The sequence below is a fragment of the Clostridioides sp. ES-S-0049-02 genome, assembly GCF_020658465.1.
Lineage (GTDB): Bacteria > Bacillota > Clostridia > Peptostreptococcales > Peptostreptococcaceae > Clostridioides.
In genome coordinates, this window is sequence record NZ_JACVWG010000006.1 from 79,773 (window position 1) to 98,579 (window position 18,807).

Sequence of the window (18,807 nt, forward strand, 5' to 3'; positions counted from 1 at the left end):
CAAATATGAAAATTATTTAGTTACACTAAACTATGGATTTTAATATATAAAATAAAAATAGTATAAAAGTTTAGTAATAGAATACATACTAATTAAAAATATTAAACTTAAAGTGTTAGTAAAACTTGAAAAAAATAAAAATAAGAAATTGACTAAAAATAAGAAAGTTTACAAATACTAATTTTAAAAAAAATTAATATAAACAATAAAAAATATAAAAGTTTATAAATATTGATAACACTAAGGTATAGGTTTTTGATATGAAATAAAAAAATACTTGTAAAAATACTCGTTTGTTAATATAATAAATATCATGAGTTTAATAAAAGTAAAAATAAAAAATAGAAATAATAAATAAAAACAATGAAAATATTAGAATATAGAGAGGGGATGAATTTAAAGTCATGGACAGTGAGTTCGCAAATGCAGTTGAATTGAGCTATGAATGTGCTCCATTATTGGAATCATTAAAAGAATATTCAAAAAGAGATATAGCTTGCTTTGATGTACCTGGACATGTGAAAAATAGAGGTGTAGATATATTAAATAAATATCTAGGTGAAAATCTCATGAAAATGGATATAAACTCATCACCCACTATGGATAATGTATCTAATCCAACTGGAGTCATAAAAAATGCACAAGATTTATTAGCACAGGCTTATATGGCTGATGAAGCATTCTTTATAACTAATGGTACTACACAAGCAATACATGCAATGATTTTAAGTGTAATAAATCCAGGAGAAAAAGTATTGCTACCAAGAAATATTCATAAGTCAGTAATAAATGCTTTAATACTTTGTGGAGGAATACCAATATTTATACAACCAGAATTTGATGAGCAATTAGGTATAAGTTTAAATATTACTATTGATAAAGTTAAAGAGGAAATAGAAAAAAACTGCGATATAAAAGCTTTATTTTTACTTAATCCAACTTATTATGGTGCTTGTGCAGACCTTGAGAGCATCATAGAATTATGTCATAAAAATAATCTTTTAGTATTAGTAGATGAAGCTCATGGTGCTCATTTTCCATTTCATTTAGATTTACCTCCTTCTGCAATAAGTTTAGGAGCAGATATGGTGGCTGTAAGTATACATAAAACTGGAGGAGCATTGACACAATCTTCAGCACTTTTATTGAATAGAGAAAATATAAGAGTTGAAAAAGTACTTCAGTCAATCAACATGTTACAGTCTACATCTGCATCTTATTTACTTATGGCAAGTATAGATGGAGCAAGAGTTAACCTAGTTGAAAATGGAGAAGAACAATTATCAAAAGCATTAAATTTATCTAGATATGCAAAAGCTAGATTAAATAAAATAGATGGAATAGATGTTTTGTCTACCGAAATATTAAAAAGAAAAGGTGTTAAATTTATAGATGAAACTAAATTATGTATAAATGTAAAAGGGTTAAATTTAACTGGTTTTGAAGTGTATGATTTGTTGTATAAAAAGTTTTCAATTCAAGTAGAACTAGGCGATTTGTACAATATCTTGGCACTTGTGTCTATTGGAACCAACAAATCAGATATTGACAGATTGGTTAAGGCTCTTTCTATAATTGAAAAAAATTATAGAAAAGAAACCAAGTTAAATGAGTTTAATATGATTCAAATAAATCCAACTATTGAGCTTAATCCGCGAGAAGCTTTTTATGCATCTAAAGAAAGCATAGATATTAAGTCATGCATAGGTAGAATTTGTGGAGAATCAATAATGGCATACCCACCAGGCATACCAATTGTTACTCCAGGAGAATTAATAACAAAAGAAATTATGGAGTATATTGTTTTTTTAAAAAAGAGTAATGCATATTTGACTGATATGCAAGATAAAAACTTAGATACAATACTCGTTATAAAATAAATTGTGTTATTGGATAAATACAATAGTACATATAAATATGTAAAAGGAGTTGGGATTGAAATGAAATTTGAAACACTAGGAAGACATATACTAGTAGAATACTATAACTGTGATGAGAGTATACTTAAAGACCCACATCTTATAGAAAATTTTATGAATGATTCAGCATTAAACGCAAAGGCTACAATTGTTGATTCTGTATTTCACCATTTTAATCCTTGGGGGGTTTCAGGTGCTGTAATAATTGCTGAATCTCATTTGACAATACATACTTGGCCTGAATATGGTTATGCAGCGGCGGATTTTTTCACTTGTGGTGATATAGACCCATGGAAAAGTTTTGAATTATTGGAACAGCTTCTAAAATCAGAAAGAAGTGAGTCCACAGAAATTCCAAGAGGATTGACAACAAAAATAAAAAAATATTCAAAAAAAGATTTAGGTAAAATCACTCATAAACCTGAAGCAGTATAAACGTAAAATAGATAAATGAAAGTGAGGATTATTATATGGAACTTTGGTATACAGAGGAATGGACAAAAAATGTAAGATTTTCTATAAAAGTAGATAGACATTTGTTTGAAGGAAAATCTGAATTTCAAAGAATAGATGTGTTTGATAGTGAGGAATTTGGTAAGTTTCTGACAATAGATGGTTTAATGATGGTGACATATAAAGATGAGTTTATATATCATGACATGATAACTCATGTTCCTATGGCTACAAATCTAAATATTAAAAAAGTCTTAGTTATAGGTGGTGGAGATGGCGGTACAGTAAGAGAGTTAAGTCGTTATCCTAAAATAGAAAAAATTGATATGGTTGAAATAGATAAAATGGTTGTGGATGTGTCTAAAGAGTATATAGATATATGTTCGTGTAAATTAGATGATGAAAGAGTAAATTTATATTTTGAAGATGGAGTTAAATTTGTTAAGGAAGCTTATGACAAATCTTATGACCTGATAATAGTAGATTCAACTGACCCAATAGGACCAGGAGAAGGACTTTTTTCAAATGATTTTTATAGAGATTGTTATAGAATACTAACTGATGATGGAATTTTGGTAAATCAAAGTGAAAGTCCTTATTTCGAGTTTAATGCTAAGGAAATGAAAAGAGCCAACGATAAGTTAAAAGGGATATTTCCAATAGCTAAAGTTTATCAAGCACATATACCAACATATCCATCTGGACATTGGTTATTTGGCTTTGCTTCAAAAAAACTAGACCCAATAAAGAATCAAGATAGAGATGGCTGGGAAAAATTAAATTTAAAAACGAAGTATTATAATAGTGATATCCATTTAGGTTCATTTATGTTACCTCAATATGTAAAGGAGATGCTAAATGAAGAGTAATTTCTATCATATAAATACATTTATGGGTATGGATAAAAGTTATGAAGAATCAAATCTGATAGTGTTTGGAGTAGGGTTTGATGGAACTACTTCAAATAGACCTGGAGCTAGATTTGCAAGTAGCTCAATGAGAAAAGAATTTTATGGTCTTGAGACATATAGTCCTTTTTTAGACTTGGATTTAGAAGATTATAATATATGTGATTGTGGAGATTTGGAAATTAGTGTTGGAGATACAGAACAAGTTTTGAAAGAAATATATGATGAAACTGCTAGTATAGTTGAAGATTTAAAGATTCCATTTATGATTGGTGGAGAACATCTAGTTACTTTACCAGCCTTTAAAGCAGTTTATGAGAAGTATAATGATGTGTATGTAATTCATTTTGATGCTCACACAGATTTAAGAGAAGAATATAATAACAGTAAAAATTCTCATGCAACAGTAATTAAAAGAGTATGGGATATTGTTGGAGATGATAAAATATTTCAATTTGGAATAAGGTCTGGAACAAGAGAAGAATTTAAGTTTGCAATAGAACAAAAACATACCTATATGGAAGTCGGTGGAATAAATACATTTGAAAAGATAATTAATAAATTGAATGGGAAAAATGTTTATTTAACTATAGATTTAGATGTGTTGGATGCATCTGTATTTCCAGGAACAGGCACGCCAGAACCTGGTGGTATAAATTATAGAGAATTTCAAGATGTTTTTAAGATTATAAAAAAATCTAATATAAATATAGTTGGTTGTGATATTGTAGAGCTTAGCCCTGATTATGATACGACAGGAGTATCAACAGTTATAGCATGCAAAGTATTGAGAGAATTATGTTTAATAATATCAAGTAAATTTAGGTAGAGAAGTCTGTATAAATAATATACTATAAAATAAAGAAGTTACTTTAAATAAGTTGTTTTAAGCTTAGCACTTTTTTAAGGGAACTTCTTTATTTTTTAAACAATAAATTTAAACAATAAAAAAGAGCCTTATGTAGCTCCTTTTTCTAAAATATATATATTTAAATTAAATAATTATATTCTATTTACGTTTTCAGCTTGAGGTCCTCTATTACCTTGAGTTATATCAAAGCTAACCTTTTCGCCTTCTTCTAAAGTTTTGTATCCATCAGTTTGTATAGCTGAGAAATGTACAAAAACATCGTCTTCTCCTTCTACTGATATGAATCCAAATCCTTTTTCACTATTAAACCATTTTACTATTCCGTTTTTCATTATAAAAAAACCTCCGCTTTATTAAAAAATACAAACTAAATAAATTAAGTCTGTTCTATTAATATAGCATAAATTTTAAAAAAAAGCAATTGAAATTTTAAAAAAAGTTAATCAATTTTATAATTTAAAAAAATTTATTAAAAAATATATTAATAATGAAAGAAAATAAAATAGAAATCTGAGAGAGTCTGGTAAATTTAATATCAAAAAATGTAATATATAAATTGAAAAATAAAAAATAAAATTTAAAAAAATAATAAAAAATATTATAAAATAGGTTAAAAATAAAATTTAAAAATAGTGAAATTTCAGAAATATCACTATTATTATATAATAAAATAAAAAAACAATATATGAATTCGATAAAATAAAAATTAAATATATAATATTTTACATATATATTAATAAAAGGAAATATTATGCTATAATAATACCGTATAAAATTATTTACGGGGGTGGTATTAACATGTTTCAATTTGAAACACAAATACACAAATTAAGACATGATGTTTTAACTGCAATAGCTAGGCTTGGAAAAGAAGATAACCTTACAAGAGAAGCAATGGATAATATTCAATATGAAATAATAAAAGGCGAGAAACCTACATACAGATGTTGTGTTTATAAAGAAAGAGCTATAATATCTGAAAGAGTAAATGTAAGTATGGGACTATTGCCAGGTCAAGATAAAATAGATTTAGATACAATGGATGTAGGAGAAGATGAACAAATAATATATATTTTAGAAGCAGCATGTGATAGTTGCCCAATAAATGAATTTACAGTAACTGATATCTGTAGAGGTTGTTTAGCACATAGATGTAAAGAAGCTTGTAAATTTGGGGCTATTACACATGTTGGAGGAATGGCTTATATAAACCATGAATTATGTAAGGCTTGTGGAATGTGTAAAAAAGCTTGTCAGTATGATGCCATCTCAGAGGTTGTAAGACCATGTAAGAGCGTATGTCCAACTAATGCTTTAGGGTTTGATAGAGAAAATATGAAAGCTATGATACATGAAGATAAATGTTTAAACTGTGGTGCTTGTATGTCAGCATGCCCATTTGGAGCGATATCTGATAAGAGTTTGATAGCTCCAGTAGCTAGAAAATTAGTACAAAAAGAAAAAATGTACGCAGTAGTAGCTCCAGCTATAACAGGTCAAGTTGAAGCAAATGTTACATATGGTCAAATAAAAAATGCTATAAAATCATTAGGTTTTGTCGATGTACTAGAGGCAGCTTGTGGAGCAGATGCAGTTACAGTTCATGAAAGTTTAGAGTTTGCTGAAAGAATGGAAAAAGGAGACACTTTTATGACAAACTCTTGTTGCCCAGGATTTGTTGGTTACATAGAAAAGACATTCCCAGACCTTGTAGGAAAAATATCTTCTACTGTATCTCCTATGATAGCTAGTGGAAGATTTATAAAAAATTATGAACCTGATGCAAAAGTAGTATTTATAGGTCCTTGTACAGCTAAAAAGAATGAAGCAGCTAAAAAGGAATTAAAAGGAGCTGTTGACTATGTACTAACTTTTGAAGAAATAATGGCACTATTTGAAGCCTTTGATATAGACTTAGCTAAGTGTTCAAATGAAGATATAGATGATGCATCAATATTTGGAAGAGGCTTTGGTGCTGCTGGTGGACTTACAAAAGCTATAGAAAATTATCTTGCTGAAAAAGGTATTGGAGTTAATTTCGAACCTGTAAAAATTTCTGGTTCAAGAGAGATTAAGAAGACAATTACTATGGCTAATTTAGGGAAATTAGAAGGAAACTTTATAGAAGGTATGATGTGCGAAGGTGGATGTATTAATGGTTCTGGTAAGTTCTTACTAGGAGCAAAAGCTAAAGCTACATTTGATAGAAAAAATTCTCAATCAACTAAGAAAAGTGTTTTAGCAAATACAAAAATAAAAGATTTTAGTGATATAAATCTAGAAAAATAAATCTATAGATAATCATAAAAAATATAGATGGAGAATAGAGTTGTTCTAAGTTGTAATTTAACATTAGGATAACTCTATTTTTATTTAGATTTATATCAAGATGTTTAAGTACTTAAAATAAAAATTAGATATATAATATTTTGTATATAACTTAACAAAAACTATGCCTGTGTTATAATAATTTATGGAAATAAATAAAAAATACAATATACATAATAGTATAAATATAGGTGAAATAGGTGATTTATAGGGAGGAGTACTTATGTTTGAGTTCGAAACACAGCTAAAAAGATTAAAACATGAAGTTTTAACAGTTGTAGCAAAGTTATCAATTGAAGAAAATTTAACAAAAGAAAATATAGAAAAAATTCCATATGAAATAATTAAAGGAGAGAAAGCAAGATATAGATGTTGCGTTTATAAAGAGAGAGAGGTAGTTCTTGAACGAGCACAGCTTGCACTGAGTTTGACACCAAATGCTAAATATGAAAATATAAATCCAGATTCAGTAAATTTAGGTTCTAATGAGCAAATTATGTATATAGTAGAAGCTGCATGTGATAGATGTCCAATAAATGAATTTACAGTAACAGAACTTTGTAGAGGGTGTTTGGCACATAGATGTAAAGAAGCTTGTAAGTTTGGAGCAATTTCTTATATAAATGGAAGAGCTTATATAAACCATGATTTATGCAAAGCTTGTGGAATGTGTAAAAGTTCATGTCAATATGATGCTATCTCAGAAGTTGTAAGACCATGTAAAAGTGTATGCCCAACTGGGGCGTTAGATTTTAACAGGGATACTATGAAGGCTATGATACATGAAGATAATTGTATAAATTGTGGTGCATGCATGTCAGCCTGTCCATTTGGAGCAATATGTGACAAGAGTTTGATAGCACCAGTTGCAAAAAAACTTGCAAGAAAAGAAAATATGTATGCTATAGTAGCTCCAGCAATAACAGGTCAAATTGATAGTAATATTACATATGGACAATTAAAAAATGCTGTAAAATCACTAGGATTTATAGATATGATAGAAGCTTCTTGTGGAGCAGATGCAGTTACAGTTCATGAAAGTAATGAATTTATTGAAAGAATAAAATCTGGAGATAAGTATATGACCAATTCATGTTGTCCTGGCTTCTTTAAGTATATAGAGAAGATGTTCCCAGATGAAGTTGATAAAATATCTTCTACAGTATCACCTATGGTAGCCACAGGAAGATTCGTAAAAAAATTTGATTCTGATGCTAAGGTAGTATTTATAGGTCCATGTACTGCAAAAAAGAGTGAGGCAACTGAGGAATGTTTAAAAGATGCAGTAGATTATGTACTTACTTTTGAAGAATTAATGGCATTATTTGAAGCTTTTAATGTAGATTTGTCAAAATGCTCAAATGATGATATAAATGATGGTTCAATTTTTGGAAGAGGATTTGGAGCATCTGGTGGGCTCACAAAATCAATACAAAATTATATTGCTGAAAAAGGTATCAGTTTTGATTTTGAGCCTATAAAAGTTTCTGGACCAAGACAAATTAAGAAAACAATGACAATGGCTAAATTAGGTAGATTAGAAGGTAATTTTATAGAAGGAATGATGTGCGAAGAAGGCTGTATTAATGGAGCTGGTAAGTTCTTATCAGGTGCAAAAGCTAAAAATACTTTTGATAGAAAAAATGGACAGTCAACTAAGAAGAGTGTTTTATCTAATGATAAAATAAAAGAGTTTGAAGATTTAAATTTAGAAAGATAGTATTAATTAATATTTTAAAAAATACTTAGTTACAATTATAAAACTAAACTATTTGTTATATTTAATGCCACAAATATGCCTAGAATTTGCCCTTTTTCTAGGTGTATTTTATTATGTCAGCATTGCTATACTATAAATATGTAATAAATAAAATTTATAGGAGCTTTTGGATGAAGAAAATAATATTAAAAGACATCATGTTTTTAATTACAACAGTATCTTTGATTGCAGTTCTATTGATTGTAGTAAATGTAACTGCTAATGGTAAGACAGAGTCAACAAGTAAATCTTATTTAGATAGTGAGAAAAATAGTATGAGTCAAAATAATATTCAAAATGATATAGGAAATACTGCATTTAAAACTACTATACTAAATACTGGAAAGTCAGATTGCATATTAATTGAGATAGGCAAAAAAGCCATAATGATTGATACAGGAGAAGATAAAGATGGTGAACAAATAGTTAATAAGTTAAAAGAAAAAGGAATAAATACACTTGATTATCTAATTTTAACTCATTTAGATAAAGACCATATAGGTGGAGTTGATAGTGTGTTGTCCAGTGTTAAAGTGAATAATTTAATACAAGCAAATTATAAAAAAGACAGTAAACAATATGATGAATATGTTAACTCACTTAAAAAAACTGGTATAGAGCCCATAATATTGAAAGAAAAAATGAATATTGTAGTTAATAATGCAAATATAAGCATACAACCAGCTTTAAAAAGTGAGTATGAGAGTTCAAACGATTACTCAATAATCACTAGTATAAATTATGGCACACACAATTTTTTATTTGCAGGAGATGCAGAAGAAGAACGTTTAGCTGAATTTATAAGTGAAAATACTTTAAAATACGATTTTGTGAAAATTCCTCATCATGGAAGGTATGATAAATTAAGTGAAGCATTTTTAAAATCTATTTCACCAAAATATGCTGCTATTACTTGCTCACAAAAAAAAGAACCTGATAAAGAAGTATTAGAAATATTAAAAAAATTAGATATAAAAACTTTTCTTACTTAATAATGGAGAGATAGTTATAGATAGTGATGGAAATAAATTAAGTGTAAGTCAATAGTGTTTTCTGAAAAATTGTATAAAAAAATTTAAAAAAATCATTAGCAAATATAAGACCTTAAACATAGTATATTTTAGGAGCTGAAACTCCACATACAAAATAACTAGGAGGTAACATATTATGTTGGATAGATTTTTTGGTGAAGGCGGATTTGGCGGATGTGCTTGGTGGATAATAATATTATTTTTCTTATTCTTAGCATTCCAAGACTGTTGGGCTGAGATGGACTTATGTGCATGGATACCTTTCTTAATATTATTATTAATACTTTGCGAATGTGGTGACGGTTTTGATGGAGGATGTGGATGCTAAAAAAATCAATTTAAATGATTTAAAAAAGCTTATGGTGGGTATAAACAAAATACCAAACCAATCACAATCTAGTGTTTGAAGGTAGTCGGAGATCCCCCGCTACCTTCTTTTTTTTATTATTTAAAATTTATTTATTCATCATTTTATTTACATACAATAATTTTTTCTATAAAGTTTGGTATAATTAAAAAGAAAATAAATTTTATTTATAGGAGATGTAAATATGGCTATAGTGGATAAGATTTTCAATGAGATAAAATTGATGGTTGCAAGATTCTTATTGGGGAAAAAATACAGTGAATATGAAGAGAAAGATTTAGTATATAATACTGAAGAAGAAGTTATATTAATAACCTTGAAAAGATTAGTTTTCCAGGGAAATGTGAATGAAGCAGAAGAAATTTTATTTGATAAAGCTAAAACTGTAAATAGTGAAAATATGCAGTATATAGCAATAGAATTTTATACTATGCTTATGGAAAAAACTGATGAAGAATTAGAGGCTATGAATTTTTCTAAACAAGAAGTTTATCAAGGGATAGAAGATATTAGGAAAGTTTTAAATTTAGAATAAAGCATGTATAAATATATTAAAATAAATTAATGTTAAGATGAGAATATTATATTTTATATATTTAAATATAATATTCTTATTTTATTAATAATATAAGTATATCTTATTTACCATAAAACTATCTTGAAAAAAATTAATCTTAAATGTATAATATTACTTTGAGTGAAAAAGTATTAACATTTTTTTATAAGATGTTTTACTAAAAAAATATATATAAATATACTGTTATCAAAAAGAAATTTAATTTAGTGAGGTGTTAAGATGAAAATAGGATTTGACCACAAAAAATATTTAGAAGAGCAGTCTAAATATATCTTAGAAAGAGTAAATAATTTTGACAAGCTTTATTTGGAGTTTGGAGGAAAATTAATGGGAGACCTTCATGCAAAAAGAGTACTTCCAGGGTTTGATGAAAATGCAAAGATAAAAGTATTACAACATATGAAAGAAAAAGTTGAAGTTGTAATTTGTGTGTATGCAGGAGATATAGAAAGAAATAAAATAAGAGGTGACTTTGGTATCACTTATGATATGGAAGTTTTAAGATTAATAGATGATTTAAGAGGTTATGAGCTAGATGTAAACAGTGTAGTAATCACTAGATTTGAGGGACAACCTGCAACGACTGTATTCATAAATAAGTTAGAGCGTAGAGGAATCAAAGTTTATAAACATTATCCAACAAAGGGATATCCTTCAGATGTTGAAACTATAGTTAGTGATGAAGGATATGGAGCAAATGATTATATAGAAACTACAAAGCCAATTGTAGTAGTAACAGCACCAGGACCTAATAGTGGAAAACTTGGTACTTGTTTAAGTCAGTTATACCATGAAAATAAAAGAGGAAATGTAGTTGGATATTCTAAATTTGAAACATTCCCAGTTTGGAATATACCTGTGAAACATCCTTTAAACATAGCTTATGAGGCAGCTACAGTAGATTTAAAAGACGTAAATATGATAGATTCATTCCATCTTGAAACGTATGGTGAAATGTCAGTAAACTATAATAGAGATTTAGAGTTATTCCCAGTGCTAAAAAAAATAATAGAAAAAATAACTGGAAAAGAATCAATTTTCCAATCTCCAACTGACATGGGTGTTAATAGAGTTGGTTTTGGAATAATAGATGATGAAGTAATAAGAAAAGCTTCTATAGAAGAAATTATAAGAAGATACTTTAAAACTGCTTGTGAGTATAAAAAGGGACAAGTTGATAAAGGTGCTTATGATAGAATGAAAATGATTATGGAAGAGCTTAATTTAAAGCCAGAAGATAGAAACGTTGTTTTACCTGCTAGAAATTACAGTAATAAGTTAAAAGAAAATGCTGATAAAAATGATACTTGTCCTGTAGTGGCACTAGAATTAGAAGATGGGACAATATTAACTGGTAAAGGTTCTGACTTAATGAATGGAACAGCAGCAGCAGTACTGAATGCAATTAAGCATTTAGCTAATATATCTGATGATATGCACTTAATATCACCTGTAATATTAGAGCCTATTATAAATTTAAAAACAAAAACTTTAGCAAGTAGAAATGTTTCACTTAGTTGTCAAGAGGTTTTAACTGCTCTTAGTATTTGTGCTGTAACTAATCCAACTGCACAATTTGCTATGGAAAAGTTAGCTTTATTAAAAGGGTGTCAAGCACATTCTACTACTATATTAAATAGAGATGATGAACAAACATTTAGAAAGCTTGGTATAGATGTAACTTGTGACCCAGAGTATCCTTCACAAAATCTTTACTATAGCTAAAAATATAATTATACAAAAAAATATGGGCTGTTTTAAAGTAATAGTTTGAGCAGTCCATTACAATTATAATAAAATCAGTAGACTGTCTTGTATAAGGCAGTCTTTTATTTTTAAAACATCCCATTTAAATTAATATATATACTGTTATCCATAAGGAATTTTAATTTAGTTCCTTGGAATACCTATTGTAAAGCTTTTACCTAGTTTTTGCAAGTGTTTTTTATGATTTTTTATAAATTGTATTGAATTAATTGATTATAAACTGTTTTAGTAAGAGAAAGTATTGACATATAAATAAAATAGATGAAAAAATAGCATAAAGAAACATAAGTTTGGTATAATTAAAACAGTGATGTAAATAAATTTAATCTAGTTATACTTTAAGGTGATAAGAATGGAATTTTATAGAAAAATAATTCATATAGATATGGATGCTTTTTATGCGTCTATAGAACAAAGAGACAATAAAAAATTAAAAGGTAGACCTGTGGTTGTTGGTGGAAATCCACAAAGCAGAGGAGTAGTTGCAACGTGTTCTTATGAGGCTAGAAAATTTGGCATACATTCAGCTATGCCATCCACTGTAGCTTACAATAGATGTCCATATGCAGTTTTTGTAAGACCTAGATTTGAGGTATATAAAAGTGTATCAAATCAAATAAGAAATATATTTTATAGATACACAGATTTAGTAGAGCCACTATCTTTAGATGAAGCATATTTAGATGTAACAAAAAATAAAAAGAATATTGATTCATCAATTGAAATAGCAAAGCAAATTAAAAGAGATATATTTAGGGAAGTTGGACTTACATCTTCAGCGGGTATCTCATATAATAAGTTTCTTGCTAAGATAGCATCAGACTTAAAAAAGCCTAATGGTTTGACTGTAATAAATGAAGAAAATGCTCAGGATTTTTTAGATAAATTGCCTGTAAATAAATTTTTTGGTGTTGGAAAAGTCACTTCAAATACTCTTAAAAATTTAGGGATAAAAACAGGATATGATTTAAGGTGTTTAGATTTATTTGAACTTGAGAACATATTTAAGAAAAAAGGATATGACTTATATAAATTTGCAAGGGGTATAGATGATAGACCAGTAGAGCCAAATAGAGTTAGAAAATCTGTTGGAGCAGAGACTACACTAAGTCATAACTTGGATATTGACGAAGAGGAAACACGTAATATCCTTGATGAACTTTGTGAGGAAGTGTGCCATAGATTAAAAAACTCTGAGAAATTTGGAAAGACGTTGACATTAAAAGTTAAGTATGAGGATTTTACACAGATAACTAGAAGTCTTAGTTTAGAACATTATATTGATGAATATAATGATATAAGAAATGGTGTTGACAATTTATTGAGAAATGTTGAAATGAATGGAAAACAAATTAGACTATTAGGAGTTACAATATCAAACTTAAGCGACAAAAAAGAAACTTACAAAGACATTACTTTATTTGAGTATATGGATAGTATTCAGTGATGACTATTTGTTTAAATGAATGAATTAACACTAGCCTTAATTATATATAATTAAGGCTAGTGTTGTATTGTTTTATTAAGATTTTTTTATTTTTTTTTATATCTTTTAAATTTGAGTATTGTATACAAATACTTGATATTTATAGTAATGTTTACTAATATGTATTAACCCAAAAGTCGTACTTTGTTTACATAAAGGGGATATTGTGATATAATTATAAAAACAACTTATTGCGTTGGCAAGGGTTGCTTGTCGAAAGAGGGGATGATAAATTATGATAGAGATAAGAAACGTAACCAAGAAAATGGGAAATAATGTAATATTAGATGATATTTCTCTAGCTGTCGAAACAGGCACATTGGTAGTTTTAATTGGCTCAAGTGGTTGTGGGAAAACTACTACTTTGAAGCTTATAAACAAATTAATAAAACCTACATCTGGTGAAATATATATTAATGGTAAACCAATTTCTCAAGAAAATGAAATAGAACTTAGAAGGAAAATAGGATATGTTATACAGAACACAGGTCTATTTCCTCATCTTACAATAAAAGAGAATATAGAGTTAATTCCACGTTTAAAAAAGGAAAAGTCAGTTGAAGAAATTGAGGCAAGAACTTTACAATTACTTGAAATGGTAGGTCTTGATAGTGATGATTTTTTAAATAAGTATCCTTCAGAGCTTAGTGGGGGTCAACAGCAAAGAATTGGTGTTGCAAGAGCCATTGCAACTGATGCTGAAATAATATTAATGGATGAGCCTTTTAGTGCTTTAGACCCAATAACAAGAACATCTTTACAAGAACAATTATTTTCTCTTCAAGATGAACTGAAAAAAACTATAATATTTGTAACTCATGATATGGATGAAGCTTTAAAGATAGCTGATAAGATTTGTATTATGAAAGATGGAAGAATAGCGCAGTATGATACTCCAGAGAACATACTTAGAAATCCAGCAAATGATTTTGTAAAAGACTTTATTGGAGAAGATAGAGTCTGGGATAATCCAGAATATATAAAAGCAAAAGATATTATGATAAAAAATCCTATTGCTGTTAATTCAACAAGAACTGTAACTCAAGGTATAGAAATTATGAGAACGAGTAAGGTTGATAGCTTACTAATCATAGATAGAGCTAGAACACTAAAAGGTATTGTCACTGTAAAAGATATGAAAGACCGTCATGATAAATCGACATTGCTTGGTGATATTATGTCAAGAGAGCCTTTGCATGTAAATGAAGGTGATAATTTAGTAGAAATACTAAATATAATGAACTGTAATTCAGTTGGATATATTCCAGTTGTTTCAAGTGAAAATAAATTAGTAGGACTGATTACTAGAAGTAGTTTACTTTCTGTTTTAAGTGAGCAATTCCTAGAGATGGAGGTGAGTGTCCTTGGATAATTTTTTTAATTTTATACTATTGCAAAAAGATAAGATTATAGAGCTTTTGATACAACATATGAGCTTAACTGTTACATCTATTTTGATAGCTATACTAGTGGGTGTTCCTCTAGGAATAATTATTTCAAGAATACCATCTCTTAGAAAAATTGTGCTTGGATTTGTAAACTTAGTTCAAGCAGTTCCATCAATGGCACTTTTGGGTCTTCTTGTACCAGTACTTGGTATAGGAAGCAAACCAGCAATATTTATGGTAGTAGTATATTCATTATTACCAATTGTAAAGAACACATATATAGGTATAACAAGTATTGACCCAGTAGTATTAGAATCGGCTAAAGGTATTGGTCTTACAAGAAATCAAACTTTATTTAAAATACAGTTTCCTTTAGCTTTGCCTATAATAATGGGTGGGGTTAGAATTTCTGCTGTTACAGCGGTTGGTCTTATGACTCTTGCAGCATTTATAGGTGCTGGTGGTCTGGGATATTTAGTATTTTCAGGTGTACAAACTGTAAATAACAATATGATTTTAGCAGGAGCAATTCCATCATGTATAATTGCATTGCTAGTTGATTATTTATTTAGTAAGATTGAAGTTGCAGTTACTCCAAAAGGCTTAAATCCAAAGGCTCCAAAGAAAAATTATATAGGGCTTAAAGTAGTATCTGCTATAATAATTATTGCAATGTTATTTGTTACTTTTGGTTCAAGTTTTTCAAGCAAAAAAGAGACAATAACTATAGGTTCAAAAGATTATACAGAACAACTTATTCTTGGTAATGTTTATGCTGAATTGATAGAGAAAAATACAGACCTTAATGTTAAAAAGAATTTAAATCTAGGTGGTTCATCTGTTGCATTTAATGCTATTAAATCTGGTGAACTTGATATGTATGTAGATTATACAGGTACACTTTTAGTAAATGTAATGAAGCATGCTCCAATTAAAGATGCTGATGAAGCATATAAAGTTGTTAAAGATACTATGGAAAAAGAGAATCAATTAACTTTACTTGACCCTATTGGATTTAACAATACTTATACATTAGCCATGATGCCTAAAACTGCTGAGAAATATGGAATAAACACTATTTCTGATTTAACTAAATATAGTAGTGACTTTACTTTCTCACCAACTTTAGAGTTTGAAAATAGAGAAGATGGTTTTGTAGGTATTTCTAGAGATTATGGTCTAAAATTCAAAGATATAAAAGCTATGAATGGAAGTTTAAGATATACAGCTTTAGATAATAATGAATCTCAAGTTGTAGATGCGTTTTTAACTGATGGTCTTATTAAGAAGTTTAATCTTAAGATATTAGAAGATGACAAAAACTTCTTTGTTCCATATTATGCGGCTCCATTAGTGAGACAAGATACTCTTAAGAAATATCCTGAGTTAGAAAAAGTGATGAATATTCTTTCAGGAAAAATAAATGAAGAAACTATGAGAGAACTTAACTATCAAGTTGATGAGCTTGGAAAATCACCAGAAGAGGTTGCTCATTCATTCTTAGTTAAAGAAGGTTTAGTATAGAAAATTAATAGTTTATATTATGAACTTAAGTTATAGATAGTATTTTAAATACTATTTATAACTTATTTTTTTGTATACAAAACCTATATTATGATTTTTAATTCATAATTAATTTTTAAATTGAATGAACAAGTACAACCAACTTTGAATATAAATATAGTAAGTGTGCATATATACAATTTGCTTTATCTAGTCAATTGATATTGATACATAGTCTTTTTTCGATTAAGTCGAAGGGAGGAGGTATACAGTTATGGATAATTATAAAAAAGTGAAGCAAGTGTTATGGATAATTTTATTTGCCAATTTTGCTGTAGCATTATTAAAAATAATTATTGGTAATAAAATTAAAAGTTATAGTATGACAGCAGATGGGTTTCATTCTCTGTCAGATGGAGCATCTAATATAGTAGGATTAATAGGTATTTTTTTTGCATCTAAACCAAAAGATAAAGATCATCCTTATGGGCATAAAAAATTTGAAATTATAACCAGTTTATTTATTAGTGGTATGCTATTTGTTATAGCAGTTAAGATAATTCTTAGTTCTATATCAAGACTGGCAAACCCAGTTACACCTTCTATAACTATAGAAAGTTTAATTGCTCTAGTCATTACTCTTTTTATAAATATTTTTGTCTGTATATATGAGTATAGAGTTGGAACTAAACTGAATAGTTATGTCTTAATTTCAGACTCATTGCATACAAGAAGTGATATATTTGTGTCTTTAGGAGTATTGGTTACTTTAGTTGGTGTTAAGTTAGGATTTCCAGTAATAATAGAATCTGTAGTTCCTATTATTATTTCTGGGTTTATAATTTATTCAGCTTATGGAATATTTAAACCGTCTATTGGAATTTTAGTTGATAGAGTAGCTGTAGATGAAGAGTATATAAGGGAAATTGTATTTGAATTTAATGAAGTGAGAGATGTTCATAATATTAGAAGTAGAGGTAGTAAGAGTGTTATTTATATTGATATGCATGTAATGGTAGACCCATTTATAAGTGTAGAGCAATCACATGACTTAACACATAAAATTGAGAAACAAATACAAGAAGAAATTAATGAAAATGCTCAGGTAATAGTGCATATTGAACCTTTTTATAGCTTTTAATTTGATTATAAAGACATAAGTATAAAAATTTATAATTCATAAAAAAAATATTATACCATAAATATTTTCAGAAAATATTTATGGTATAATATTTTTTATAGAGAAATTAAGTCTTAATATACCTAAGGAGGAATTTATTATGAGATACGTTGAATATGGAAAGACTGGGAAAATAGTTTCGGTAGTTGGATATGGAGGATTAAGATTTGATTTAGAAAAAAATGACCAAGAAAATGCAGATTTAATTAAATATGCATATGAAAAGGGCATTAATTATTTTGATACAGCACCAGGGTATTGTGATGACAGAAGCGAAGATATATTTGGACTAGCTTTTAGACAAATGATAAAAGAAGGTAAAACAGACTTTTACGTATCTACAAAAGGAAAGCCAAAAGTATACGACACAGCAGAAAAAGCAATAGATGCTGTGAAAAAGTCAATAGAAAGATTGGGCGTATCTAAAATAAATTTCTATCATATATGGAATATTAGAAAGATGGAACATTATGAATTTGCAATGAGACCTGGAGGTCAGTATGAGGGTCTATTAAAATGTAAAGAAGAAGGATTGATAGACCACATAGTATTTTCATCTCATCAGCCAGGAGATGAAGTCATAAAGGTTCTTGATGAAAATAAGTTTGAAGGTGTTACTATGGGAATTAATATACTAAACTTTCCATATAGATTAAAAGGTGCTAAACATGCTATTGAAAATGGATATGGTGTTGTAGCTATGAATCCATTAAGTGGTGGAACTATTCCAAAGTACAATGAAGAGCTTTCTTTTCTAGCAAGAGAAGGTGAAAGTACTATAGAATCAGCCTTAAGATTTAACATAGGAATTCCACAAATAAATATATCGTTAATAGGAGTTAATAAAAAGCAGGATATAGATGATGCTTGTAAAATTGCAGATGAGCATAAAATATATTCAGATGAAGATATACATGATATTGAAACTAGATTAAGTAAAAATATGAATGAAATATGTACAGGTTGTGGATATTGTAAAGTATGTCCAAAAGATATAAACACTCCAGCATATATGCTTTTTTATAATGAAAAACAGATGTTTAAAAAGAGTGATGAAGAAATGACAAAATCGGTCTATGGGCTAGCACATTGGAATTATACAATGAATAGTAAAGCAAAAGCTAAAGAATGTATAGCTTGCGGAAAATGTGAAATTGAGTGTACTCAACATTTACCGATAATTGACAGATTAAGAGAAATTAAGCAATGGGAAGAACATGGAGTCAATAATGTCACAGTATAGTCAGTTTATATTGTACTTAAAATTTGT

The 18,807-nt window shown here is 28.3% G+C and carries 15 protein-coding genes and 1 pseudogene; 15 read left to right on the plus strand and 1 reads right to left on the minus strand.

Going from position 1 to position 18,807, the window contains the following annotated elements; genetic code table 11:
- Positions 1-404 precede the first annotated feature (404 nt).
- The 4 genes from IC213_RS13810 to speB are packed head-to-tail and all read left to right on the plus strand — an operon-like array spanning position 405 to position 4,109.
- Entirely contained in the window at positions 405-1,880 is a 1,476-nt protein-coding gene (locus IC213_RS13810; protein ID WP_227824766.1) for an aminotransferase class I/II-fold pyridoxal phosphate-dependent enzyme, read from the plus strand.
- Positions 1,881-1,940: 60 nt separating this feature from the next.
- Positions 1,941-2,354 (plus strand): adenosylmethionine decarboxylase, encoded by a 414-nt coding sequence (speD, locus tag IC213_RS13815; protein WP_227436754.1) that lies wholly within the window; start codon positions 1,941-1,943, stop codon positions 2,352-2,354.
- A 35-nt stretch (positions 2,355-2,389) separates the two neighbouring features.
- On the plus strand, positions 2,390-3,241 hold the full coding sequence (speE, locus tag IC213_RS13820) for a polyamine aminopropyltransferase (protein WP_227436752.1): 852 nt from the start codon (positions 2,390-2,392) through the stop codon (positions 3,239-3,241).
- Positions 3,231-4,109, plus strand: a complete 879-nt coding sequence (gene speB, locus IC213_RS13825) for an agmatinase (protein ID WP_227824767.1) — start codon at positions 3,231-3,233, stop codon at positions 4,107-4,109. The genes speE and speB overlap by 11 nt, the downstream gene beginning before the upstream one ends.
- Positions 4,110-4,282: 173 nt before the next feature.
- Here speB and IC213_RS13830 read toward each other — a convergent pair whose 3' ends face one another.
- Positions 4,283-4,483, minus strand: coding sequence for a cold-shock protein (locus IC213_RS13830; protein WP_227436749.1), 201 nt, complete (start codon positions 4,481-4,483; stop codon positions 4,283-4,285).
- 466 nt (positions 4,484-4,949) lie between these two features.
- On the opposite strand from IC213_RS13830, the gene IC213_RS13835 reads away from it, so the two are divergent.
- The 11 genes and pseudogenes from IC213_RS13835 to IC213_RS13885 all read left to right on the plus strand — a co-directional run bounded on the left by IC213_RS13835 (position 4,950) and on the right by IC213_RS13885 (position 18,780).
- Entirely contained in the window at positions 4,950-6,440 is a 1,491-nt protein-coding gene (locus tag IC213_RS13835) for a 4Fe-4S dicluster domain-containing protein (protein ID WP_227482949.1), read from the plus strand.
- A 262-nt stretch (positions 6,441-6,702) separates the two neighbouring features.
- The gene (locus tag IC213_RS13840) at positions 6,703-8,199 is read left to right on the plus strand and encodes a 4Fe-4S dicluster domain-containing protein (protein ID WP_227436744.1); all 1,497 of its coding nucleotides are present in this window, start codon (positions 6,703-6,705) and stop codon (positions 8,197-8,199) included.
- Positions 8,200-8,369: 170 nt separating this feature from the next.
- Positions 8,370-9,285, plus strand: a pseudogene (locus IC213_RS13845) (ComEC/Rec2 family competence protein).
- A 120-nt stretch (positions 9,286-9,405) separates the two neighbouring features.
- Positions 9,406-9,597: a hypothetical protein gene (locus IC213_RS13850; protein WP_054272897.1), complete on the plus strand. Its 192-nt coding sequence runs from the start codon at positions 9,406-9,408 to the stop codon at positions 9,595-9,597.
- A gap of 223 nt (positions 9,598-9,820) precedes the next feature.
- Positions 9,821-10,171, plus strand: a complete 351-nt coding sequence (locus IC213_RS13855; protein ID WP_227436740.1) for a DUF6483 family protein — start codon at positions 9,821-9,823, stop codon at positions 10,169-10,171.
- A 261-nt stretch (positions 10,172-10,432) separates the two neighbouring features.
- Positions 10,433-11,938 carry a DUF1846 domain-containing protein gene (locus IC213_RS13860; protein ID WP_227436738.1) on the plus strand — a complete coding sequence of 502 codons (1,506 nt, stop codon included), beginning with the start codon at positions 10,433-10,435 and terminating at the stop codon, positions 11,936-11,938.
- Between the two features lie 394 nt (positions 11,939-12,332).
- Positions 12,333-13,427, plus strand: coding sequence for a DNA polymerase IV (dinB, locus tag IC213_RS13865; RefSeq protein ID WP_227863182.1), 1,095 nt, complete (start codon positions 12,333-12,335; stop codon positions 13,425-13,427).
- A gap of 274 nt (positions 13,428-13,701) precedes the next feature.
- Positions 13,702-14,838, plus strand: a complete 1,137-nt coding sequence (locus tag IC213_RS13870) for an ABC transporter ATP-binding protein (protein ID WP_227436734.1) — start codon at positions 13,702-13,704, stop codon at positions 14,836-14,838.
- Positions 14,831-16,378, plus strand: coding sequence for a glycine betaine ABC transporter substrate-binding protein (locus IC213_RS13875; RefSeq protein ID WP_227482946.1), 1,548 nt, complete (start codon positions 14,831-14,833; stop codon positions 16,376-16,378). The genes IC213_RS13870 and IC213_RS13875 overlap by 8 nt, the downstream gene beginning before the upstream one ends.
- Before the next feature lie 253 nt (positions 16,379-16,631).
- The gene (locus IC213_RS13880; protein ID WP_227436730.1) at positions 16,632-17,498 is read left to right on the plus strand and encodes a cation diffusion facilitator family transporter; all 867 of its coding nucleotides are present in this window, start codon (positions 16,632-16,634) and stop codon (positions 17,496-17,498) included.
- A 139-nt stretch (positions 17,499-17,637) separates the two neighbouring features.
- The gene (locus tag IC213_RS13885; protein ID WP_227863183.1) at positions 17,638-18,780 is read left to right on the plus strand and encodes an aldo/keto reductase; all 1,143 of its coding nucleotides are present in this window, start codon (positions 17,638-17,640) and stop codon (positions 18,778-18,780) included.
- The last annotated feature ends 27 nt before the right edge of the window (positions 18,781-18,807 follow it).